The 23682-nt window shown below is 68.9% G+C and carries 19 protein-coding genes; 8 read left to right on the forward strand and 11 right to left on the reverse strand.

Going from position 1 to position 23682, the window contains the following annotated elements; all coding sequences use genetic code 11:
* The first annotated feature begins 33 nt into the window (after positions 1–33).
* A complete protein-coding gene (locus IAI59_RS15825; RefSeq protein ID WP_207418890.1) occupies positions 34–921 on the forward strand; it encodes an IclR family transcriptional regulator in 888 nt (295 codons plus the stop codon).
* A gap of 103 nt (positions 922–1024) precedes the next feature.
* Here the strand turns inward: IAI59_RS15825 and IAI59_RS15830 are convergent, their stop codons facing one another.
* From IAI59_RS15830 to IAI59_RS15855, 6 genes are all read right to left on the reverse strand, one after another.
* On the reverse strand, positions 1025–2575 hold the full coding sequence (locus tag IAI59_RS15830) for a class I adenylate-forming enzyme family protein (protein ID WP_207418889.1): 1551 nt from the start codon (positions 2573–2575) through the stop codon (positions 1025–1027).
* 32 nt (positions 2576–2607) lie between these two features.
* The gene (locus IAI59_RS15835) at positions 2608–3399 is read right to left on the reverse strand and encodes an alpha/beta fold hydrolase (protein ID WP_207418888.1); all 792 of its coding nucleotides are present in this window, start codon (positions 3397–3399) and stop codon (positions 2608–2610) included.
* A 198-nt stretch (positions 3400–3597) separates the two neighbouring features.
* The gene (locus IAI59_RS15840) at positions 3598–5640 is read right to left on the reverse strand and encodes a dipeptide ABC transporter ATP-binding protein (RefSeq protein ID WP_207418887.1); all 2043 of its coding nucleotides are present in this window, start codon (positions 5638–5640) and stop codon (positions 3598–3600) included.
* Positions 5637–6485 (reverse strand): ABC transporter permease, encoded by an 849-nt coding sequence (locus IAI59_RS15845; protein WP_207418886.1) that lies wholly within the window; start codon positions 6483–6485, stop codon positions 5637–5639. Before IAI59_RS15845 ends, IAI59_RS15840 begins: the two co-directional genes overlap by 4 nt.
* Positions 6482–7399 (reverse strand): ABC transporter permease, encoded by a 918-nt coding sequence (locus tag IAI59_RS15850; RefSeq protein WP_207418885.1) that lies wholly within the window; start codon positions 7397–7399, stop codon positions 6482–6484. Before IAI59_RS15850 ends, IAI59_RS15845 begins: the two co-directional genes overlap by 4 nt.
* Positions 7400–7425: 26 nt before the next feature.
* Positions 7426–8928 (reverse strand): ABC transporter substrate-binding protein, encoded by a 1503-nt coding sequence (locus IAI59_RS15855; RefSeq protein ID WP_207418884.1) that lies wholly within the window; start codon positions 8926–8928, stop codon positions 7426–7428.
* A gap of 480 nt (positions 8929–9408) precedes the next feature.
* Here IAI59_RS15855 and IAI59_RS15860 point away from each other — a divergent pair, with 480 nt between their 5' ends.
* Both IAI59_RS15860 and IAI59_RS15865 read left to right on the forward strand, forming a co-directional pair.
* The gene (locus IAI59_RS15860; RefSeq protein WP_207418883.1) at positions 9409–10299 is read left to right on the forward strand and encodes an amidohydrolase family protein; all 891 of its coding nucleotides are present in this window, start codon (positions 9409–9411) and stop codon (positions 10297–10299) included.
* A gap of 9 nt (positions 10300–10308) precedes the next feature.
* Positions 10309–11847: an FAD-binding oxidoreductase gene (locus tag IAI59_RS15865; RefSeq protein WP_207418882.1), complete on the forward strand. Its 1539-nt coding sequence runs from the start codon at positions 10309–10311 to the stop codon at positions 11845–11847.
* A 7-nt stretch (positions 11848–11854) separates the two neighbouring features.
* Here IAI59_RS15865 and rutA read toward each other — a convergent pair whose 3' ends face one another.
* From rutA to IAI59_RS15885, 4 genes are read right to left on the reverse strand one after another with little or no spacing between them, the layout of a single operon-like run.
* Positions 11855–12931, reverse strand: coding sequence for a pyrimidine utilization protein A (rutA, locus tag IAI59_RS15870; protein WP_207443811.1), 1077 nt, complete (start codon positions 12929–12931; stop codon positions 11855–11857).
* Between the two features lie 30 nt (positions 12932–12961).
* A complete protein-coding gene (locus IAI59_RS15875; protein WP_207415119.1) occupies positions 12962–13288 on the reverse strand; it encodes a Zn-ribbon domain-containing OB-fold protein in 327 nt (108 codons plus the stop codon).
* Entirely contained in the window at positions 13281–14444 is a 1164-nt protein-coding gene (locus IAI59_RS15880) for a thiolase family protein (RefSeq protein WP_207415118.1), read from the reverse strand. The genes IAI59_RS15875 and IAI59_RS15880 overlap by 8 nt, the downstream gene beginning before the upstream one ends.
* Positions 14441–15562 (reverse strand): CaiB/BaiF CoA transferase family protein, encoded by a 1122-nt coding sequence (locus tag IAI59_RS15885; protein WP_207415117.1) that lies wholly within the window; start codon positions 15560–15562, stop codon positions 14441–14443. Before IAI59_RS15885 ends, IAI59_RS15880 begins: the two co-directional genes overlap by 4 nt.
* A gap of 686 nt (positions 15563–16248) precedes the next feature.
* On the opposite strand from IAI59_RS15885, the gene IAI59_RS15890 reads away from it, so the two are divergent.
* From IAI59_RS15890 to IAI59_RS15905, 4 genes are all read left to right on the forward strand, one after another.
* On the forward strand, positions 16249–16974 hold the full coding sequence (locus IAI59_RS15890) for a TetR/AcrR family transcriptional regulator (protein WP_207415116.1): 726 nt from the start codon (positions 16249–16251) through the stop codon (positions 16972–16974).
* A 54-nt stretch (positions 16975–17028) separates the two neighbouring features.
* Positions 17029–18336, forward strand: coding sequence for an aspartate aminotransferase family protein (locus IAI59_RS15895; RefSeq protein ID WP_207415115.1), 1308 nt, complete (start codon positions 17029–17031; stop codon positions 18334–18336).
* Between the two features lie 4 nt (positions 18337–18340).
* Entirely contained in the window at positions 18341–19396 is a 1056-nt protein-coding gene (locus IAI59_RS15900) for a phosphotriesterase family protein (RefSeq protein ID WP_207415114.1), read from the forward strand.
* Positions 19397–19511: 115 nt separating this feature from the next.
* Complete coding sequence (locus IAI59_RS15905; protein WP_207415113.1) at positions 19512–21092, forward strand: ABC transporter substrate-binding protein; 1581 nt, start codon at positions 19512–19514, stop codon at positions 21090–21092.
* A 138-nt stretch (positions 21093–21230) separates the two neighbouring features.
* Here the strand turns inward: IAI59_RS15905 and IAI59_RS15910 are convergent, their stop codons facing one another.
* Positions 21231–22178, reverse strand: a complete 948-nt coding sequence (locus IAI59_RS15910; RefSeq protein ID WP_207415112.1) for a LysR family transcriptional regulator — start codon at positions 22176–22178, stop codon at positions 21231–21233.
* Between the two features lie 141 nt (positions 22179–22319).
* Here IAI59_RS15910 and IAI59_RS15915 point away from each other — a divergent pair, with 141 nt between their 5' ends.
* Positions 22320–23657 carry an NtaA/DmoA family FMN-dependent monooxygenase gene (locus tag IAI59_RS15915; RefSeq protein ID WP_207415111.1) on the forward strand — a complete coding sequence of 446 codons (1338 nt, stop codon included), beginning with the start codon at positions 22320–22322 and terminating at the stop codon, positions 23655–23657.
* Positions 23658–23682 lie beyond the last annotated feature (25 nt).

Below are 23682 nucleotides of genomic sequence, written 5' to 3' on the forward strand. Positions count from 1 at the left end.
CGCCCCCGCCCACCGGGCAAGTTTCCCCGCACCATGACGCGACCGGCGCCGAAGGATTCCAAGACCAAGCCGGATGACAGCGAGCCCCGCTCCCCCGGTGGCTCGCAGACCGTCGACCGGGCGCTGGCGCTGGTGCAGCTGGTGGCGGCCCAGGCCGGCCAGGGGCTGCGCCTGTCGGAACTGGCGGCGGCCAGTGGGCTGGACCGGGCGACCACCTATCGCCTGCTGGTCAGCCTGACCAACCGGGGCTTCCTGGACCAGGATTCGGTCTCCAAGCGATATCGCCTGGGATTGGAGTTTTTCGCGCTCGCCGCCACGGCCTCCAATCAGATCGACCTCGGCGCCGTCGCGCGGGACGTGCTGCAGCTACTGGCGGAACAGAGCGGCGACACCGCGATGTTCTGCGTTCGCTCCGGCCAGAGCCTGTTCTGCGTGGATGTGGAGTTCGGCGACTTTCCGGTCAAGGCGGTGCCGATGGACATCGGCTCCCACCGCCCGCTGGGCGCCGGTAGCGCCAGCCTCGCCATCCTGTCCGCCATGCAGGACTACGAGGTGGAGGCGGTGCTGAAGCGTAGCGCCGCCCGGCTGGCCGAGTTCCCCAACCAGGACCCGGACACCATCCGCCGCGCGGTGGCCGAATGCCGCGCGCGCGGCCACGCCCTGGCGCCGGAGGACCCGGCGGGCCGCATCATGGGCCTGTCGGTCGCCATCACCAGCAGGACCGGCCGGCCGCTGGGCGCGCTGACGCTGGCCGGCATCCCGGAACGGCTGGCGCCCGAGCGCATCGTGGAGCTGAGCGGCATCCTGTCCGGCGGCGAGGCGACGCTGACCGACACGATGCTGCGCATGCCCTCCGGCGAGCGCCACAGCGCGCGGTGGATGAACGGCACGGCGGGTGGGCGCAAGGCCAAGGCGGGATGAAGGCAAGCGGTTCTTTTTTGGAAAAAAGAACCAAAAAACTTCGTCAGTTTGGCGCGGCACGTGAACTGCAGGCGCCGCGCCACTTTCAGACAAAGTCTTTTTGCTACCCCCGAGCCCGCAGCTCCGTCTTGAGCACCTTGCCGGCTGGATTGCGCGGCAGCGCCTCGATAAAGGCGACATGGCGCGGCACCTTGTAGCCGGCCAGCTTCTCCTTGCAGACCTCGATCACCGCCTCGGCGGACAGGGCCGCGCCGGGTTCCAGCACCAGGAAGGCCTTGCCGACCTCGCCCCAGTAGTCATCCGCCGTGCCGATCACCGCCGCTTCCCGCACCCCGGGCAGGCGGAACAGCAGTTCCTCGATCTCGCGCGGGTACACGTTGACACCGCCGGAGATGTACATGTCCTTCTTGCGGTCCACGATGTAGTAGCAGCCGTCCGCGTCCTGCCACGCCAAGTCGCCGGCGGAGAACCAGCCATCGCGCATCGCCGCCGCCGTGGCCTCCGGCTTGTTCCAGTAGCCGAGGAACAGGTTGGGGCCGGTGCTGAACAGCTCCCCCACCTCCCCCTGCTTCACCGGCTGGCCGGCATCGTCCAGCAGCTTCACCTGATTCATCATGCAGGCATGGCCGACGCACTGCTTCTTGATTAGCTGGTCGCGCGGGCGGAGGCTGCACACCGTGCCGGCCTCGGTGGAGCCGTACATCTCATGCAGCAGCCCTTCCCCGAAGTAGTCCACGATCACTTCCTTGGTCTTCTGCGGCAGCGGCGCGGCATTCGACATCAGGGCGCGCAGGCTGTGCGAGCGGTAGCGGTCGAGCACCGGCTTCTCCAGCCCGAAGATGGCGTGGAAGATGGTGGGCACCACGAAGGTGCCGGTGGCACCGCCCTCGCTGAGGCGGCGCAGGCAAAGCTCGGGTTCGAATCTTTCCAGGATCTCGCAGGTGCCGCCGAAGAAAACGGACGTGTGGACATTGGCGTAGCCGGCGCCGTGGAACATCGGCGTCACCGCCAGGAAGCGGTCGTCCGGACCGTAGCAGCCGAATTCCGACGCCATGGAGAAGCCCAGCATGACACGGGAGCGATGCGGCAGCACCACGCCGCGCGGCTTGCCCGTGGTGCCGGAGGTATAGGGGATGGCGAAGGCCGACCATTCGGCGACCTCCGGCAGCGAACAGGGGCGCGCGTCCTGCAGCAGCGCCTCGTACTCCGCGCCGATGACGATGATGCGCTCGACGGCGGACGCGTCCGCCGCGCGTACCAGAGCCTCCGATTCCACACCAACGAAGATCACGCGCGCGCCGCAGTCCTGCAGGATGAAGCCCAGCTCCTCCGGTGTTTGCCGCGGATTAGGCGTGGCGACGGCGATGCCGGCATCGGCCAGTCCGTCCACGATCTCCAGATATTCCAGGCAGTTTCCTGCGACGATCGCCGCGCGGTCGCCCGCCCGCAGCCCCAGGCCGAGGCCGAGCGCGGAAACCCGCTCTATCCGGTCCACCAGCTGCCCGAAGGTCAGGCTGCGGCCGCCGCAGATCAGCGCCACCCGGTCCTGGCCCCGCGCTGCGTTGCAACGGATGCCAGAGGCCATGGTCATCGGGCGGAAGGTCGCCGGCAGCATCGAAGGGCGTTCGGTCAGCGGCATCAGAGCAGACATCATCTCAATCCTGCGCTTGCCCCCGGCGGGGGTTATCAAAGACGGTCAAGGAAGCCGAGGACCAATTCGGCGTAGCGGGCCGGCTGCCGCAGATGTGGCTGGCCCGGCAGCCCCGGCAGCACGGCGGTCCGCGCATCGCGCGCGAGCCGCATCGCCAGCGGGTCCTTCTCGGCGAGCGAATCGAACTCGGCGTTCAGCAGCAGCACCGGGCCATCGAACGCCTGCAACTGCGGCGCCGGGTCGTAGCGGAAGGCGGCGTTGTAGCCCCAGTCGTAGCGGGTGCCGGCCCGCATCAGCTCCGTCACCGCCACATGCAGCAGCTCGGCCGGCAGATCCGGCCCCCAGATGCGGCGGTAGCGCGCGATCGCCCAGGCGAACTGCGCGCCTTCCCCGTCCGTCACCAGCGGCGGCGCGTAGCCAGCCAGGAAGCGAGGGCGCTCCTCCGGCGTGTAAAGCGGGATGCCGGTCGGGATCAGCCCGGCGGCCGGAATGAAGGCGGAGGCCGCGATGGCGATGGAGGCACCGGTATGCACGCCCCCCAGCACCGGCCGCTCCATGCCCAGCGCAGCGGCGGCGCCGGCCAGCACGCGGGCGTAATCCGGAATCTCCTGCCCCGGGCCCTGGGGCGGGCTGCTGGCGCCGTAGCCCGGCGTGTCGAAGGCCACGGCCCGGGCGTGTTGGCCGAGCAGCGGCAGCACATGCTGATAGACCGCCGAACTCAGCGGCGATTCATGGAACAGCGCGACCCACGGCCCGGCATCGCCGCTGCGCCGGTAATGCACCTGGCCCCATTCGCCATCCACATAGCCGCAGCGGATCTCCGCCATCGTCGTCTCCTCCCTCGCTCGGGCCGCGTCCGCCGCCGGCGCGTCGGGCCGGCGCAGGCAAGGCGTCACGCCCTGCCGGACGCTGCATCTGGAATGGACGCCCCGCTCCCGCCGGGCGATCGGCGACAGGCCGCCGGGGCGGGCGCCGTCCGGACCGATGCCTGCATCGGTCCCGGCCATCCGCCGCCTGCGCCGGCGTCACGCTGGCACGGCATCGGCGCTGGCCGGCACGGCGAAGTGGCAGGCGCTCTGGTGGCCGGGTTCCGTGCGCTCCCGCAGTTCAGGATCCAACGTCGCGCAGATGTCGGCCGCCTTGAAGCAGCGCGTGCGGAAGCGGCAGCCGGAGGGCGGGGACAGCGGGTTCGGCAGCTCGCCCTTTAGCACGATCCGGCCGCTGGCCCGGCGCGCCTCCGCGCCCGTGCGCGGAATGGCCGAGAGCAGCGCCTGGGTATAGGGATGTGCCGGGCGCGAGAAGATCTGCTCGCGCGATCCGATCTCGATCAGCCGGCCCAGATACATCACCGCCACGTCGTCCGACATGTGGCGCACCACGGACAGGTCGTGCGAGATGAACAGGTAGGTGAGGTGGAACTCGTCCTGCAGCGTCTTCAACAGGTTGATCACCTGCGCCTGGATGGAAACATCCAGCGCCGACACCGCCTCGTCCAGGATCAGCACGTCCGGCTGCAGCGCCAGCGCCCGCGCGATGGCGATGCGCTGCCGCTGCCCGCCGGAGAAGTCACCGGGCCTGCGCGCCTCTGCCTCCGGCCCCAGGCCGACATGCCGCAGAAGCTCGGTCACGCGCCCTGGGTCGTAGCGCCCGTGGATGCGCAGCGGCTCGGCGATGATGTCGTGGATGGTGAAGCGCGGGTCCAGCGACGAGTAAGGGTCCTGGAACACCACCTGCAGGTGCTCCCGCTGCTCCCGCAGCCGGCTGCCGGACATGCCGATCAGATTGTTGCTCCGCAGCCGCACCGCGCCGGCGCTGGGCTGCTCCAGCTGCAGGATCACCTTGCTCAGCGTGGATTTGCCACAGCCGGACTCACCCACCAGCCCCAGGGTGCGGCCGCGGCGGATCTCGAAGGAGATGTCGGTCAGCGCCTGCAGCCGGTCGCGCCCCCAACCGGAGCGCCGGGAAACATGGAAGACCTTGGACACCTGCTCGATGCTGACGACAACCTCCTGCTCGCGCCGCTCGCCGGCCGTGAAAGCGGCGCTGGCGGTGTGCCGCTCCCGCTCCTGCGCCGCCGCCCAGGCAGGCGTCTCCTCGGCGAAGTGGCAGGCGGAAAGGTGGCCGGGCGCCATGGGCCGCAGCAACGGCCGCGCGGCGCTGCAGGGTTCCCGCCCGGCGGACAGCCCACAGCGCGGGTGGAAGGCGCAGCCGGACGGGCGGCGGGCGACCTCCGGTACGAAGCCGGGGATGGAGTAGAGCTTCGCCAGATCCTCATCCATGCGCGGCAGACTGGCGATCAGCCCGGCGGTGTAGGGATGGCAGGTCTCGCCGAAGATGGTGCTGGTGGCACCGGTATCCACCACGCGGCCGGAATACAGCACGGCGATGCGGTCGGCGGTCTCGGCCACCAGGCCCAGGTCGTGGGTGATCAGCACCATGGCGGCGCGCGTGCGCTCTCGCATCTCGGCCAGCACGCGGAGCACCTGCGCCTGGATGGTGACGTCGAGCGCGGTGGTGGGCTCGTCGGCGATCAGCAGGTCCGGCTCGTTGGCCATGGCGATGGCGATGACGGCGCGCTGCCGCATGCCGCCGGAGAATTCGTTGGGGTACTGGCCGTAGCGGCGCTCCGGATCGGGAATGCCGACCAACTCCAGCAGCTCCACCACGCGCTTGCGCACCTGGGCGGCGGACAGCTGCCGGTTGTGCAGGCGCACGGCCTCCGCGATCTGCGGGCCGACGCGCAACACGGGGTTCAGCGCTGTCATCGGGTCCTGGAAGATCAGCGAGATCTCCTTGCCCCGGATGCGGCGCATGTCGCGAAACGGAAGGTGGCCGATCTCGCGCCCGTTCAGCCAGATCTCGCCTGTGGAAACGCGGAGTGCCGGCGGCAGCAGGCCCAGCACGGCGAGCATGGTGATGCTCTTGCCCGAACCGGACTCGCCGACCACGCCCAGCACCTCGTTGCGCCCAACCTCGAAGCTGACATCGTCCACCAGCCGATGCCGGGTGCCGGCGATGTCGATAGACAGGTTGCGGACGCGCAGGATCGGCTCGGCGGCAAGGCTCACGGCTTCGCCCTCGACATGTCGCCCACCACGTCGCTTTCGGACGTGAAGGCCTGGGACAGGAACTGCGTGCCAGCGACCAGGCAGAACAGCGCGATGCTGGGCAGCACCGACAGCATCGGCGCCAGGGCCAGATAGCTCTGCCCTTCCGCCACCATCATGCCCCAGCTCGGCAGCGGGGGCTGCACGCCGAGGCCGAGATAGCTGAGCGACGCCTCCAGCACGATCACCTGCCCGAACTCGTGGGACGCGACCACCAGCAGCTGTGGCAGCACGTTGGGCAAGAGGTGCTTGCGCATGTTCCACCCCGCGCCCGCGCCTTGTGTGGTAGCGGACAGCACGAACTCCCGCCGCTTCAGGCTCAGCACCATGGCGCGGGCGACGCGGCCGTAGGACACCCAGCTCGTCAGCCCCAGCATGACCGCCAGCAGAACGACGCTGGGCCCCACCACGGCGGAAACGGCGATCAGCAGCAGGATGCGCGGGATGGACAGCTGCAGGTCCGCGATGCCCATGATCACGCTTTCCGTCCAGCCACCGAAGAAGCCCCCGACCAGCCCCAGCACGGCGCCGATGACGAGGCTCATGGCCACGGCGACGATGGCGATCATGAAGGAAACCTGCCCCGCCAGCGCCAGCCGGCTCAGCAGGTCCCGCCCCAGCGTGTCTGTGCCGAGCAGGTAGAGTTGTTCGTCGAAGGAGCGGCCGCCGGCCGGCAACAGCCCGTCCCCGAGGTTCTGGGTATAGGCATCGGAGGAAGGCAGCAGCGGCACGATGGCGATCAGCACAAAGGTGATGCCGAGCAGGATCAGGGCGGTGAGGCCCGCCCCTTTGCGAAACCGCTTCATCCGAGCTTCACCCTTGGATCGAGCACGCCGTAGAGGATGTCCACGGCCAGGTTGATCACCACGAAGATCAGCGACACCGCGAAGACGCCGGCGATCACCACGGGAAAGTCGCGCTGGCTGACGGAATCGACGATCAGGCGGCCGACACCGGGCCAGCTGAAGACCGTCTCCGTCACCACCGCGCCGCCCAGCATCAGGCCCAGATTGATGCCGGCGACCGTCACCAGCGGCAGCAGCGCGTTGGGCAGCATGTGGCGCAGGATCACGGCGGCGCGGCCCTGCCCCTTGGCATAGGCCGTGCGGACGTAGTCCTGCCGCTGCTCCGCCGCGAGGGAGATGTTGAACAGCCGGAGGTAGAGCGCGAGCTCGTAGGTGCCGAGCGTGAAGGCCGGCAGCACCAAGTGCCAGATCGTGCCGCGGCCCAGCGACGGCAGCCATTGCAGCCAGACCGAGAAGATCAAGATGGACAGGATGCCGAAGGAGAAGACCGGCATGGCCTGCCGCATCAGTGCCAGCCACATGATGACGGTGCGCAGCAGGTCGCTCCCCACCAGCCGGATGAGCAGGCCGCACAGGAAGGCCAGGGTGATGCCGATCAAGAAGGCGGAGATCGCCAGTTCCAGCGTGGCCGGGATGCGTTCCAGCACCAGTTGCAGGGCGGGCGCGTTCTGGCGGATGGAATTGCCGAAATCGCCGACCAGACCGTTCTGCAGAAAGGTCAGGTATTGGATATACAGCGGCCGGTCCAGGCCCAGCGCCGCGCGCAGCCGGGCCGCGTCATCCGCCGTGGCCTCGACCGGCAGCAGCAGCGCGGCGGGGTCGCCCGCCAGCCGCATCAGGAAGAAAGTGACGGTCACCACGCCGAGGATGGTCAGGACGGAGAAGAGGCTCCGCTTCAGGATGAACAGCAGCATCGTCCCGTCTCAGACCCTGCCCGTCCTCACTTGAATTCGTAGAGGCGCACGACGCCGTCGGGGAACGGCGTGAACTCGATGCCGTTCTTCACGCCGTAGACCTGCTGCAGGTTGTACAGCGGCAAGTAGGTCCGCAGCTCGTTGCTGCGGCGGAAGGCCTGGTGGATCAGCTGGATCTGCCGCGCCGGATCCTTCTCGCCGCGCTGTTCCCGGGTGATGCGGTCGATTTCCGGATCCGCCTGATAGGTCTGGCCACCCTGCGCGTAGATGATGCCGAGCACGCCCTCGGCATGGTACTGCGAGGAGCCGTAGGCGAAGAAGAACATGTTATCCAGCTTGGACTGCAGCCAGAGCGGGAAGAACGCTGTGAATTCCATGGAATTCAGCGATACCTTCAGCCCCACCGCGGTCATGTAGCCGGCGACGGCCTGCACGGCCTCGTTGGCCATAGCGAAGTTGTTGTTGGGGTAGTTGATGCGGATCGGCTCCCCGGCATAGCCGGCCTGCCGGATCAGCGCCCGCGCCTTTTCTAGGTCGTAGGGCGTGGGCTGCAGGGAGGAATCGTAGCCCACCGCGCTGGGCGGCAGCATGGAGCCGCTGGGCACGCCGACGCCGCGCAGCAGCCGCTCAGAAATGGCCTTGCGGTCGATGGCGTAGTCCACCGCCTCACGGATCAGCGGGTTGTTGAAGGGCGGCTTGGTCGGGTCCATGGAAACGTGCACCACGCGGATGCCGGGCGCGATGCCGACCTTGACGGTGGACGAAGACCGCAGCTGCGCCATGAGCGAGGGCGAGAGCTCCGGCACCACATCTACCTCGCCCGACAACAGAGCGTTGGCGCGGCTGGCCTCCGCCGGCACCGGGCGGAAGGTGGCCCGCCGGATGGCCGGCGCGCCGCCCCAGTAATTCGGGTTGGCCTCCACCACCATGCGGTCCGCCTTGACCCATTCCGTCATGCGGTAAGGGCCGGTGCCGACCGGCCTGGTGGCATAGCCCTGGTCGCCCGCCTTATCGAAATAGGTCTTGGACATGATGTAGACGAAGGTCGCCTGCCGCTCGAAGATCGCGTAAGGCTGCGACAAGGTGAATTTCACCGTGTGGTCGTCCACCACCTCGATCGACTGTGCGATGCGGGCGAAGGTGCGCACGGGCGAGGTCGCATCCGCGAGGATGCGGTCCCAGGTGAACTTCACATCGGCGGCCGTGAAGTCGCTGCCGTCATGGAACTTCACGCCCTGCCGCAGCTTGAACGTCCATTGCGTCAAGTCGTCGGATCGCGTCCAGCTTTCCGCCAGGCGGGGCGAGATGGAGCCGTCTCGCTCCACCGCCGTAAGGGCATTGAAGACGTTCAGCCGGTAGTTGGAACCCAGCGGCGACGAATCCTTGCTGGGGTCCAGCGAGGGAAAATCTCCCGTCAGCGCGACGGTGAGCGTCTCGGGCGCCGCGAAGGCCGCCGGCGCGGTGGCCAGGATGCCCAAGGACAAGGAGGCGATGCAGACCGGCTTCCAGAGAAGTCGCGCGAGGATCATCCTGTTCTTCCCAATGCTGCGCCCGGCAAGACCTGCCATAGCGGCAGGTGCGGGCAACACGGCGCGGCAGCCCGGCTCCGCGACGACATTCCGCCAACAGGCCGGTGGCACCGCCCGGCCGAACCCTGAGCACCACCCAAAAATTTCGTATGTCGAAATGCGGAACATTCCGGCGAACGATAGGTGATCTGAATTTTTCCAGCCCGTCAACGCCTTTCGAAATGCCGCAGCGAAGTTGGAAGCGGCCCCGGCAAACGATTGCACGAAAAGTCGCCATTTCTGCCGTTTCAGCAGATTTCCGCTCAGCTTTTCGGCATTCCCCGATTTGGCACAGACCTATCGTCAACCAAGACCACAACACCAAGCTTCATTCATTATATGAACTAACCCCTGTCATGCGCTTCGCATATCAAATTGGCTTTGACAGGCCCGCAGTCGGCTCCGTAGGTTGGCGGCAAAGAAGTTCGAGAATCTGATAGCATGTCCGGCGCCATCGACATCGTTTGCAACCTCTACACCCCGCTGGAAATCCAAAACAACCAAACGGGCGTGGACGACCAATTCAAGACTCAGGTCCGCATGACGGATGCCATGCGCAACGGCGTCGAGGTTGAGGATTATCTTCGCAAGATGGACCGGGCGGGGATCGAGCGCTCCCTGCTGATCGCTGTGCGCGCCGGGGACCTGCGCATACGTGGTTCCTTTGAGATTCCCTACGAGCGGGTGGCGGAGGTCTGTGCCCGCTACCCCGATCGCTTTTCCGGCCTCGCGGGGGTGGATCCCACGCGCGGGATCCAGGGGCTCAAGGACCTCGACCGCGCGGCAAGGGAATTCGGCTTCGTCGGCGCGCATCTCTACCCGCACTGGTTCGGGATGGAGCCGGGGCACGCGCTTTACTACCCCTACTACGCCCGCTGCTGCGAGCTCGACATCCCCATCATGATGCAGGTGGGCCACAACCTGATCTATTCGCGGGAGCGCCGCCTGCCTTCCGTGGCCAAGCCTATCACGCTGGATCAGGTGGCCATCGACTTTCCCGAGCTGAAGCTGCTCGGCATCCACATCGGCGTGCCCTGGACCGACGAGATGATCTCGATGGCCTGGAAGCACGAGAACGTCTTCATCGGCGTGGACGCCTATGGGCCGAAGCACTGGCCGCCGTCTCTGGTGCACTACATGAACACCTATGGCCGCGGAAAGGTGCTGTTCGGCACGGACTGGCCGGTGGTGGATCCTGAGCGCGCGGTGCGCGAGATCAACGAGCTGGGCCTGCGTCCGGAAAGCCTCAGCACCCTGATGCGCGACGCGGCGCTGAAGGTGTTCCGCCTGCCGCCCGGCCGGTCCGGCGCCGCGCAGGCCGCCGCCGAGTAGGGAGGCGCGATGAACCCCGTCGCCCGCGCCTTCCGGGACGCCGTGCCCGGACTGGCGGTGCAGGACGACGCCGCACTGGCCGAAGCGCTGTCCGCCGACCTCGCGACCCCCGCCCCCATGCCGGCCGGCGCCGTGCTGCAGCCAGGGGATGTGGGGCAGGTCCAGGCCCTGGTCCGGGTGGCACGGGCGGAAGGCATTGCCCTGGTGCCACGCGGCGGCGGCTGGTCTTATACGGGTGGCACGGTGGCGCCGCGCGCACCGGCAGCGGTGGTGGACATGACCGGCCTCACCGGCATCACGATCCGGCGGGACGCCGCGGAGGTGGAGGTCGGCGCCGGCACCACCTGGGCCGCCCTGCACGCGGCGCTGGAGGCCGAGGGGCTGCGGGCCTGCGCCTTCGGCCCGTTGTCCGGCACCGGGGCCACGGTGGGCGGCGGTGCCGCCCAGAACGGCGGCTTCTTCGGCGCCTCCGGCCATGGCGCATGGGGCGACGGGCCGGTGCATGCCACCCGCATGGTGGATGGTACCGCCGCCCTCGTCGATTTCACCCTGGCCGACCGCGTGCGGGGGCTGGAAGCCCCGCAGCCGCTGGTGGGGGATTGCGGCGCCTTTGGGCTGCGCACGCGCGTGACCCTGGCCACGATGCCTTTGCCGGCAGCAACGGGCTTCGTTTCGTTTGAATTCGCCGAGGGTGCCGCGGCGCTGGCCGCGCTGGTCGCACTGCGCGACCTGCCGGGCCTGGGCGAGTTGTTCCTGTTCGATCCCGCCAACCACCGCAACCTGGCACGCGCCGGGTTTTCCGTGATGGAAAGCGCGGGGATCGCGGGAGACCTGTTGCGCGCGCGCGGCAGTTGGTGGGAACGGCTGTCCGGTCTGCTGCACACGGCGCGCGCCGGCAAGACCTTCGTGGCGGACCTGCGCTGGTCCGTGCACCTGTCGCTGGACGGCAGCGATGCCGCAGTGGCAGAAGCGCAGCGCGAGGCACGGCGCCGCGCGCGTGCCCTGGGTGGGCATGTCATTCCGGACATCATCCCGCGCGTCACGCGTTCCCGCCCCTTTCGCCGGATCAAGGCATTGCTGGGCCCATCCGGGAAGTTGTGGCTGCCGATGCACGGTGTCTTCTCGGCCGAAGCCGCGCCGGCCGGTCTTGCAGCCACAGAGCGCGTCCTGGCGGAGCATGCGGAGCCGATGCGTCGCCATGGCATCCACACGGTGCTGCTCTGCTCCACCATGGGTGCGCGCGTGATCGTCGAACCGCAGATCTTCTGGCCGGATGCGATGGGGCCGCTGCACCGCCGCCTGGTGCCGCCCGAACAGTGGCAGGCGCATGGCGCCCGCCCGGCCAACCCAGAGGCCCGCGCCGCCGCCATGGCGTTGCGGCACGCGCTGATCGAGGCCTTCGACGCTGCAGGCGCCAGCCACTTCCAGATCGGCCGTTCCTATGCCGCGCATCCCGGCGTGCCGGCTGGCACGCGGGAAGCCTGGGCAGTGCTGAAGCGACGGCATGACCCGGACGGAATCATGAACCCCGGCGCGCTGGGCCTTTAGCGGCCGCTCAGCCCGCCATGACGTGCCGGCGGCTGTGCATGAGCGGCTGGACGCGTGTGCCGAAGGCGTCGATCCCTTCCACGAAGTCGTCGAAGGTGAGCATCACGCCCTTCAGGCCGGGAATGCCCTCCATCTCGTCCATCATCCGCGCCACGGATTGATAGGAACCCACCAGCGTCCCCATGTTGAAGTTCACCATCGACACCGGGTTGGTCATCGCCCTGGCCGTCGAGCTGGCATCGGCCGCGGCGTCGTTGTTCGCCTGCTGGTCCAGCCAGCCCAGCGCCTTGCTGTCCTTGCCCGCCTTGTAGTGCTCCCACTTCGCCATCGCCGCCGCGTCCGTCTCGTCGGCGATCACCATGAACAGCACATAGGAGCCGACGTCGCGCCCGGTCCTGGCCGACTCCTCCACCAGCCGCGCGATGGATGGCGCGAAGGCCGTCGGCGTGTTGACGCCCGAGCCGAGGCAGAAGTTGTAGTCGGCGTGCCGCGCGGCGAAGGCCACGCCCGCGCCGGACTGGCCGGCCGCCACGATCGGCACCGGCTGCTCCGGCCGCGGGCTCAGCACGCAGTCGGTCATCCGGAAGTAGTCGCCCTGCAGGTCCGACCGCCCGGTTTCCCACAGGTCCTTCATCACCTGCACGTATTCCGAGCAATACTGGTAGCGCCGCGCGTAATGCTCCTGCCCCGGCCACAGGCCCATCTGGCTGTATTCGGCTTCCTGCCAGCCCGAGACGATGTTCACGCCGATCCGCCCGGGCGCCACGCTGTCGATGGTCGAGACCATGCGCGCCGCCAGCGCCGGCGGCAGGGTCAGCACGGCGGTGGAAGCGTAGAGGCGGATCTTCTCGGTCACCGCCGCCAGCGCCGACATCAGGGTGAAGCTTTCCAGCGCGTGGTCCCAGAACTCGCTTTCGCCGCCGAAGCCGCGCAGCTTGATCATGGAAAGCGCGAACTCGAAGCCATATTTCTCCGCCCGCTGCACCACCTCGCGGTTCAGCGCGAAGCTCGGCTTGTAGCGCGGCGAGGTCGTCGAGATCAGCCAGCCGTTGCTGCCGATGGGAATGAAAACGCCCAGATCCATGGTTTCTGCTCCTGGTTCGGGAAGTTCGCGTCAGGCGGCAGGCGCCGGGACGGCGGTCAGCAGCTCGCCCTTTGCCTGGATGAGGATGCGGTCGCCGATGGCGGGCGGGCGGCCCGCCGTGTCCTGCAGGCTCAGCAGCAGCAACCCGCCGGCAGCCGGCTGAACCAGCGCCAGCGTGTAGGGCACGCGCGCCGCGAAGGCAGCGGAGGGCGCCCGGTGCACGGTGGTGAGGCTGAAGACCTCTGCCGGCAGCGGCAGGGCCGCGGCGGCGATCCGGCGGCCGCCGCAGGCATGGCAGGCCGGGCGCGGATAGCCCTGCGCCGTGCCGCAATCCTGGCAGACACGCAGCTCAGCCATCAAGCGCCCCCAGCACCAGCGAGCAGTGCATGCCGACAATCCCGCCATTGCCATGCGCCATGGCGAGGTCGGCACGTGGCAACTGCCGCGCGCCGGCCTCGCCCATGATCTGCCGCGCGGCCTCCACCACCGGCATCATGCCGGCGGGCAGGCCCGGATGCCCGCCGGACAGCAGCCCGCCCCCCGGGTTCACCGGCAGGCGCCCGGCGCGGTCGATATGCCCGTCCGCGACAAAGGCGCCGCCGGCCCCGGGCGCGCAGAAGCCGAGATCCTCCAGCTCCATCAACAGGGTGATGGTGAAGCAGTCGTAGAGGCAGGCGAAGTGCATCTCCGCCGGGCGCCGCCCCGCCCGCGCGAAGGCCGTGGCGCCGGAGCGCAGCGCGCCGGTCCGCATCGGGTCCGCCGCGTCGCCCAGATAGGCGTGCGACAGGCCGTAGCCGGAGCCGAGCAGATGCGCCGCGCGCCGCTTCATGCTTCGCGCGCGGTCGGCCGAGACCATCACGAAGGCCGCGCCGCCATCCGACACAGGCGCGCAGTCCAGCAGCGTGAAGGGCGTGGCGATGGGCTTGGCGTCGCGCACGGCATCCGCCGTGATAGGCTGCCGGAAATGCGCGCCGGGATTGTCCGCCGCATGGTGGCGCATCTGCACCGCGACGGCGGAGAGCTGCTCCCGCGTCGTGCCGTGCAGGTGCATGTGCCGCGCGGCCAGCAGCGCATAGAGCGCGGGCACGGGCGGGCCGTGCGGCGCCTCCGTCTCGGCATGGGCGGCGCTGCCGGCCATCAGCGCCACCGCGCGGTCACGCGACAGGCCCGTCAGCAGCGGGTCCCCGGCCACGCAGAGCACGGCCTCGCACGCCCCGGTGGCAATGGCGCGCGCCGCCTGGTCCGCCATGGCGGCGCCGCTGGCGCCCGCCAGATCGATCGTGGTCAGAAAGGCCGGGTCCAGCCCCAGCCCGCGCGCCACCACGGCGGCCGGCATCATCCAGCGCTGCGTCAGGCTGGGCATGCTGATCAAGCCGTCGATCTCGCGCATCTCCAGGCCGGCGCTGGCCAGCGCGGCATCGGCGGCCTCCGCCATCAGGTCCATGGCGGTGCGGCCGGGGTGGCGGCCCATGGCGGTCTCGCCCACGCCGATGATGGCGGCCCCGAGGCTCATGCGCCGAACTCGGCCAGCAGGGCGGCACGGTGCTGGTCCAGCGTCGGCGCGCTGGCGGCGTCCGGCGCAGCGAGGCCGGAAAGCTTCATGGGATTGCCGGCCACCCGGAAGCCGGCCATGGGCAGCAGCATCTCCCGCGCCGTCAGTTGCGGGTCGGCCAGCAGGTCCGCCATGTTCCGCACCGGGCCGCAGGGCACCCCGGCGGCGGCGAAGGCGGCGTCCCAATGCGCGGTCGTGCGCTCTCGCATCACCGCCTCGATCGCCGCCTTCAGCGCGGCCTGGTTCGCGAGGCGCGCGGCATTGTCGACGAAGCGCGGGTCGTCCACCCATTCCGGATGGCCCAGCACCGCCGCGGCGGCCGCGAAGTGGCGCGGCATGGGGCAGGCCAGCACAAGCGCGCCATCGGCCGTGCGATAGGCATCCACCGGGCTGGCGGTGGGGAAACGTGCGCCCAGCCGCTGCGGCGGATCGCCGGCCTGGGCGCGCATCATCGCATGTTCGAGCATGGCCACCTGGCTGTCCAGCATCGCCACCTCCACCCGCCGCGCGGGGGCGCCGCCACGCCGCTCAACCAGGGCGGCCAGGATGCCGGGCCAAAGAAACATGCCGCTGCCGATATCCACCAGCGAGGTACCGACCCGGGCCGGCCCGCCACCTTCCTCGCCGGTCAGCGACATGACGCCACCCATGGCCTGGATCAGCAGGTCATAGGCCATGCGGCCACGGTCCGGCCCGGTCTGCCCGAAGCCTGAAAGGCTGGCGAGAATCAGGGTGGGCCAGCGTTCCGCCAGCACGGCCGGGCCGTAGCCGAGCTTGTCCAGCACGCCTGGACGGAAGTTCTCCACCATCACATCGGCGGTGGTCAGCAGGCGCTCGAAGATTGCCCGGTCGGCGGGTGCGGTGAGGTCGAGCGCGATGCTCTCCTTGCCGCGGTTGAAAGCCATGAAATACGCTGAGTCGCCGCCGGTCCGAGGGGGGAAGTGGCGGCTGTCGTCACCGCCCGGCGGCTCGACCTTAATGACGCGCGCACCAAGATCGGCCAGCATCATGGTGCAGTAAGGACCGGACAGCACCCGCGTCAGGTCGAGAACCATGACGCCGGCGAGCGGACCGCTCATAGCGCGGTTCCGTCCGCGCCCGAGGTCGGCCTCGGGCATGTCGCCGTCCGGCCCGGCATAGACTGGCGATGCCGTACCCGCCGCGCCCTGGCCCCCACCGCGCCCCGCACGGTTGCGGTTTCATTTATCGAAATCATCCCTGACCTTTGGTCATTGAATGAAATGACTGTGGACAATCACGCTGCCTTTCGCAACCAACATTCGCGACCGTCACGCAGTGCCACCAAGTTTGGCGAAGTCGGGGCTCCGCACCGGATCGGAGAGGGTGGGCGGACAGGCCGACAGCGCATGTCGGGCCGCGCATGAACGCACCGGGGTGGATCAGCTTCGCGCTGCCAGGGTTCGATCGGGAGTTGCGGTCTGGCCAGGCCGCGTCTGCCACTTTGCAGCGAAGGTCAGGAGACGGGTCCAGGCTCTGCCATGTTTGGCATCGACTCATGGGGACTGCCCGGCCTCTCCCTCCGACGGGGATTGCCGCTAGCGGCTCGCGCGTTGATCGACCGTCCTGTTCGGGATGCTCCGCCGGCGGCCGCCAACAGGGTCTTTGGGACCGCAAAGCCGCCAGCCTGTCCGGAAGCAGATCAGAACTCCACGTCCTTCCTCCAGCGATCCTTGACCCCGTTCTTCAAGAGAACCTGCCAGCCCAGATTTGGCAGCGTGGGAGCCATCTCGCATACTTCACGCCAATGATGGACCAAGCTGACCGCCCCCGCCGTGGCCGCCGTGCCGCCGGTGCCACGAATGCCCTGAACAGGGACAAAATCGTCCTGGCGGCCCTGGCCCTGCTGGACGAGCGTGGCTTAGCTGCCTTCTCCGTGCGTGACCTGGCCAAGGCCATGGGCGTGTTCCCCGCCGCCATCTATTGGCACGTTCCAAGCCGCAACCAGCTTCTGGCGGCTATCGTGGCGCATGTGCTGCGCGACTTGGCGCCGCCGCCGATGAAGGACTGGCGCGACTGGCTGCGGGCGTTGTTCCGCCGGTACCGTGCCGCCGTCCGCGCGCATCCCACCATCGCGCCGCTGATCGGCGCGCAGCTCGTCTCCAATACCGGCCTCGACTTCGCGATGATCGAGGCGGTGCTCCGCGTCCTTTCCGGGGCCGGGTTCGAGGGGCAGCGGCTGGTGGACGCCTTCAACGTGGTCACCGCCGCGCAGGTGGGCTTCGTGACGCTGGAATTCGCGCCGCCCCCACCGGAAGGGGCCGACGAATGGGTGGACGGCATGCGGGCGCTGGTCGGTTCGGTGCCGGCAGGGGACTACCCGATGCTGGCCGCCCACATGCCCCGCATGCACAACCGCAGCTTCACCCTGCGCTGGCAGAACGGCACCGTCGTGCCGCTGGACAGCAGCTTCGAGGCTTATGTGGAGACCGTGGTGGCGGGGCTGGAACGCTTGGCGCAACGCGGCGCTTGACCCCTCCTCCGGCGGGTTATTATTGTTCGCCGGACAATTCAAGGAGTGGCGCAGATGGATATGGTCGAGGCCCCAATGCTGGATGCGGCCCTGGCTCGCGCCCGCGCCGCCTATGTCGCCCGCAACCCCCGCAGCGCCGAGATCCATGCCGAGGCCGCCGCCGTGATGCCCGGCGGCAACACGCGCTCCGTGCTGTTCTATGACCCCTTCCCGCTGGCCATTGCGCGCGGCGAGGGTGCCTTCATCTGGGATGCGGACGGGCACCGCTACCTGGACCTGCTGGGCGAATTCACCGCCGGCCTTTACGGCCATTCCAACCCGGCGGTGCGCGCCGCCATCGACAGCGCGTTGGACGGCGGCATCAACCTTGGCGGCCACAACCTGCTGGAGCCGAAGCTGGCGCGGCTTGTCTGCGACCGCTTCCCGGCCATGGACTCCGTCCGCTTCACCAATTCGGGCACCGAAGCCAACCTGATGGCCATCGCGCTCGCCAAGGCCGCCACGGGGCGCGGCACCATCCTGGTGTTCCACGGCGCCTACCACGGCGGCGTGCTGAGCTTCGGCGGCGGCGGGTCCCCGGTCAACGTGCCGCACCACTTCATCGTGGCACCCTACAACGACACGGAGGGAACCCTCGCGCTGATCGCCCGGCACGGCCCCGACCTCGCCGCCGTGGTGGTGGAGCCGATGCTTGGCGCGGGCGGCTGCATCCCGGCCCGGCCCGACTTCCTGCACGCGCTGCGCGACGCCACGGCGGACGCCGGTGCGCTGCTGATCTTCGACGAGGTGATGACCTCCCGGACCTCCGCCGGCGGACGGCAGGCGCTGCTGGGCCTGACGCCCGACCTGACCACGCTGGGCAAGTATATCGGCGGCGGCATGAGCTTCGGCGCCTTCGGCGGCCGGGCGGCACTGATGGCGATGTTCGACCCGCGCCGGCCGGATGCGCTGCCGCATGCCGGCACCTTCAACAACAACGTCCTGACCATGGCCGCCGGCATCGCCGGATTGACCGAGGTGTTCACGCCCGAGATCGCCGAGCGGCACCGCGAGCGTGGCGAGGCAGTGCGCGGGCAGCTCAACGCACTCTGCCGGCAACAGGGCGTCGCCATGCAGTTCACCGGCCTCGGCTCGCTGATGAACGCGCATTTCACCGCCGCGCCGATCGAGGACCCGGCCGGCGCCGCCTGCGACAACCGGCTGCGCGACCTGTTCTTCTTCGACATGGCGGAAGCCGGCTTCTACCTCGCCCGGCGTGGCTTGGCGGCGCTGATGTTGCCGCTCACGGACGCGGAGCTGGACGGCTTCCGCAATGCCGTGGCCCGGTTCATCGAGGCCCGCCGGCCCTTTCTGGCGAGCTGAGCAGGTGGCCCGGATCGACCGCGCCACGCTGCGCGGCCGGGTGCAGACCGTATCCGGCCTGATCGCGCCGGACCAGGTTGGCCCGGCGCTGATGCACGAGCACCTGCTCATCGACCTCAACCCGCCCCGCCTGCGGGCGGAGGCGGTGGGCGGTGCGGCCGGGGATATCACCCTGTGCAACTGCTTCGACATCCGCTGGGGGCGCACCGCCTCGCCCTTCAACATGCGGCTGGACAGCAGGGAACTCGCGATCGCCGAACTCAGGCGGATGTACGCCGCCGGCGGCCGGACGCTGGTGGACCTGACCGTGGGCGGGCTGCAGCCGGACCCGCAGGGGCTTGCCGCCATCGCCGCCGCCACCGGCGTGCAGGTGGTGATGGGCAGCGGCCACTATGTGCAGGAATACCAGGACCCCGCGCTGGCCGGATACCGCGTGGAGGACTTCGCCATGGAGATCATCGGCCAAGTGCTGGAAGGCGCCTGGGGTACGGAGATCCGCGCCGGCATCATCGGCGAGATCGGCTGCCAGGCACCCTGGACGGAGCAGGAGAAACGCGTCATGCGCGGTGCGATCCTCGCGCAGGCCGAGACCGGCGCGGCGCTGAACGTGCACCCGGGCCGCGACGCCGACCAGCCGCAGGAGGTGGCCACCTTTGTCCGCGCCCATGGCGGGCCGATGGAGCGGCTGATCATCAGCCATATCGACCGCACCATCTTCGACGACACGCGGCTGCTGCGCCTGGCCGACACCGGCTGCGTGGTGGAGTTCGACCTGTTCGGCTGGGAGGATTCCTACTACCTGCCCAGCGACGCGGTGGACATGCCCAACGACGCCGCCCGCCTGCGTATGTTGCGCACCCTGCTGGACCACGGGCATGGCGAGCGCATCCTGATCAGCCAGGACATCTGCACCCGCACCCGGCTGAACCGCTACGGCGGACACGGCTACGACCACATCTTCTCCAACATCGTGCCGTTGATGCGACGCCGCGGCTTTGACGAGCGCGAGATCGACACCATCCTGGTGCGCAACCCACGGCGGCTGCTGACCTTCGTCTGACAGCGGATTGTTTCTTGTCCGCCGGACAATAAACCCGCTAGGTTGCCAAAGCCATCGCGGCCCGGGCCGCGCAACAACGCCAGCCGACAGCTTCCCTTCGCTCGAGGAACCGACCTTGAAGAGACGCTCGCTCCTGGCCGCTGGCACCGCGACCGCCGCCCTGGCCACCCTGCCCCGCTTCGCCGTCGCGCAGGGCGCCGGCAGCCGCGTGCTGCGGTACGTCCCCTCCGCCAACCTGACGCAGCTCGACCCGATCTGGTCCACGGCCTATGTCACGCTGTGCCACGGCTACGCGGTGTTCGACACGCTGTACGGCACCGATGCGCAGGGGCAGGTGCTGCCGCAGATGGCCGCGGGTCACACGGTGTCCGACGACGGCCGCCGCTGGACCATCCGGCTGCGGGAAGGATTGCGCTTCCATGACGGCGCGCCCGTGCTGGCACGCGACTGCGTCGCCAGCCTGCAGCGCTGGTGCCTCCGCCAGGGCGCGGGGCAGATCATCGCCGGCTTCCTGGACCGTTGGGAAGCACCGGACGACCGCACCATCGTGGCGCATCTGAAGGAGCCGATGCCGACCCTGGCCACGCTGATGGCCATGTCCGTCTTCCCGCCCTTCATCATGCCGGAGCGGCTGGCGCGGACGGACCCGGGGCAGCAGGTGGCGGAGATGGTCGGCTCCGGTCCGTTCCGCTTCAAGGCGGATGAGTATGTCAGCGGCGCACTCTCGGTCTACGAGAAGTTTGCCGGCTACGTGCCACGGCAGGAGGCGCCGGACTGGACCTCCGGCGGCAAGGTGGCGAGGCTGGACCGGATCGAATGGCGGGTGATCCCGGATTCCGCCACGGCTGTCGCCGCCTTGCAGCAGGGCGAGGTGGACTGGGTCGAGAAGCCGCTGGCGGACCTCGTGCCCATGCTGAAGCGGCGCAACGACATCGTGCTGGATGTGATCGACACCACCGGTTGGGCCGGCGCGCTGCGCTTCAACGTCCTGCACCCGCCTTTCGACAACGAGGCCATCCGCCGCGCGGTGCTGCAGGCGGTGGACCAGCACCCCTTCCTGCAGGTGGCGACGGCGGGTGACGAATCCTCCTTCACCATCTGCCACTCCGCCTTTCCCTGCGGCACGCCGGCGGGGCGGCCGATCCCCGGCACCATGCCAGGCGATGCCCAGGCGGCGAGGATCGCCATCGCCGCCGCCGGCTACAAGGGCGAGCCGGTGGTTCTGCTGGCACCCAGCGACAACCCGCCGCTGGGCGACTTCGCCGAGCTGGCGGCGGATGTGATGCGGCGGATCGGGCTGAAGGTGGACGTGGTCAGCACGGACTGGGGCACCGTCGTGCAGCGGCGGGGCAAGAAGGAGCCTGTCGCCCAGGGCGGCTGGTCCGCCTTCGTCACCGTCGTCAACGGCCCGGCGATCATGAGCCCGCCGGTTAACTTCATGATCCGCGGCCAGGGCGCCCGGGGCTATTTCGGCTGGTACGAGAACGCGGAGGTCGAGGCATTGGTGCAGCAATGGCTGCGCGCCGCCTCGGATGCGGAGCGCGTGGCGATCAGCGATCGCATCCAGGCGGTCGTCATGCGCACGGCCCCCCTCGTGCCCTTGGGCCAGTACGTGCAGCGCACCGCGTACCGGAACACCATCCAGGGCGTGCTGAAGGGACCGGCGACCTTGCCGTGGAACGTCAGGAAGGCCTGAGCAGCGGCCCGCACGCGGAAAGGCCGGCGCGTTAGCAGCCGCCATGACGACGTGAGGCCGCTGTGTGTTCGTGGCAATCAGGGGCCTGGGGAGGCCGATACCAGGCGGGATCGATGGACCGGATGGCCCAAGGTTGCGTCAGACCTGTTGCGCGCTGCCTTCGACCATCATGAAGGACGCGGCGCCGGTCTGCCCATCCAGCATGTCCTTCGCAACCTTGCGTACCTCACTGACGAAGTTGGCGACCAGCGGCGAGGTCGGGCGGTTGCGCGGGAGGGCCGTCATCACTCTCAGCGTGATGGTCGGGCAGAAGCGGCGCAGCACCACCCCTGCCGCTCCCAGGGGCAGGCCGAAGGGGTGCAGCAATCCGATCCCGATGCCCCGCGCGACCAGATCGACGGCGACCGCGGACTGGTTGATCTCCAGCCGGTCCACCTGTCGCCGATGCTCGGTGGGAAACGCCCCGCGGATCGCGGCACCGACGGCGGTGTCGACGCTGGGCGCGATCAGCCGCTCCCCGATCAGGTCGGCGACTTCGATCTGCGCGCGCAGGCACAGGGGATGGCCCGGCGGCAGGACGCAGACGATCTCCGCCCTCAGCAAAGGCTCCAGCCGCACGCCCGTGTCGTCCCCGCCGACGATCGTGAAGCCGACATCCGCGATCTCGCCGCGCACCTGTTCCAGGATCTCGCCTGCCGCCGTGTTGCGGAGGCTGAAACGCAGCTTCGGCCGCGCTTCCAGAAAACGCGCGGCAGCACTGTTGATGAGCCACGTGCCGATCGGCGGCATGGAAGCCACCGTCAGATGCCCGGCGTCCAGGCTCCGCATGGCTTCCGACTGCGTTTCCAACTGCGAGAGCTGCGCGAAGACCCGGTCCATGACCGGGAGGATCGCCAGCCCCTCCCGCGTCAGACGCACCCTGTTGCCGGCGCGGAAGAACAGCTTGATGCCCAGCGTTTGTTCCAGGCCATGCAGCGCATGGCTGACCGCGGACTGCGACACATGGGTCAGCCGGGCGGTCTCGGTGACGCTGAGATTGCTGGAAAACAGGCGGAACGCTTCCAGTTGCCGGAACGAGATGCGCATGAGGAATCTCTCATGTGTGGTGCCATTCTTTGTATTGGGAATCACCTCGCAGGTGCAGCAATAATTTCGTCGGTCACGGCCTGGACCTTCCTTCGGAAGGCACCCGCCGTGCCCGCGCGGTGTTTGCACGAGGGGGCCTGCATGTCGCATTCCAACAAAATGATCCTCGCCCTGCTGGTGAACGGTGTGGGGCAGCACCAGTCAGCTTGGCGCATCCGCGACAGCCGGGCCGAGGATTCCTATTCGCTCAGCCTCTACGCCGATGCCGCGCGGATGGCGGAAGCGGCCAAGATGCACATGGTCTTCCTGGCCGACAGCGCCGACCACGACCAGGCGACGCTGCGCACGCGCCCCAAGCGATTTCTGGAAGCCCTGTCCATCGCCGCCGCCCTGGTGCCGCTGACCGAGCGGATCGGGCTGCTGGCGACCTTCTCCACCACCTTCACCGAGCCCTACAACGTCGCGCGGCAGATGTGCTCGCTGGATCACCTGTCGGGCGGGCGGGCGGGCTGGAACATGGTCACCTCCTATGGCGGCGCCGAGCATTATTCGGGCGGCGGGATGATGGAGCACGGGCAGCGGCACAAGCGCGCCTCGGAATACGCTCAGGTCATCCGCATGCTGTTCGACAGCTGGGATGCCGACGCGCTGGTGATCGACCGCGAAACCGGCATCTATGCTGAACCCGACAAGGTGCGCTGCGAACGCTTCGACGGCGAGGTCTTCCAGGTCGCCGGCCCGCTGAACATGCCGCGCCCGCCGCAGGGGCGGCCGGTGATCGCGCAGGCCGGCCAGTCCTCGGCCGGCAAGGACCTCTCGGCCCAGCATGCCGACATGGTCTATGCCCAGGGCACCTCGCTGGAGGAAAGCCAGGCACACTACGCCGATCTGAAGGGACGCATGGCGAAGTTCGGCCGGCACGCCGATGAGCTGAAGGTGTTGCCGGGCTGCGTGCCGGTGATCGGCCGCACGGAGGCCGAGGCACGGTCGATGCAGGAGCAGCTCAACGACCTGCTGGACATGACGGCCGCCAAATACGAGTTGCAGGTCCGCCTGCCCGGCGTGCCACTGGACGACTACGACCTGGACGAGGTGCTGCCGGCCGCAGCCTTCCCGCCGGTCGAGACGGTGCAGAGCATGCAGACGCGCTACGAGATCTATCGCCATTGGGCGGTCGACAAGAACTATACCATCCGCAACATCATCGAGAAGATGACGACCGGCGGCGGCCATTGGTCGCCCTGCGGTTCGGCCGAGCGCATCGCGGAGGAAATGCAGGAGCGCTTCCTGCTCAAGGGCTGCGACGGCTTCAACCTGTCCGCAACCTACCAGCTCGGCGGCAGCGAGCGGATCACCGGGTTGCTGGTGCCGGCATTGCAGGCCGCCGGCTTCTACCGCACCGAATACGAGGGCGTGACGCTGCGCGAGAACATGGGCCTGCCCGAGCCCGCCGCGCGGAAGCTGGCCCATGCGGGCTGATGCGGCGGCCCTTCCGTTGAACGAC

The organism is Roseomonas haemaphysalidis, from assembly GCF_017355405.1.
GTDB classification, from domain to species: Bacteria; Pseudomonadota; Alphaproteobacteria; order Acetobacterales; family Acetobacteraceae; genus Pseudoroseomonas; species Pseudoroseomonas haemaphysalidis.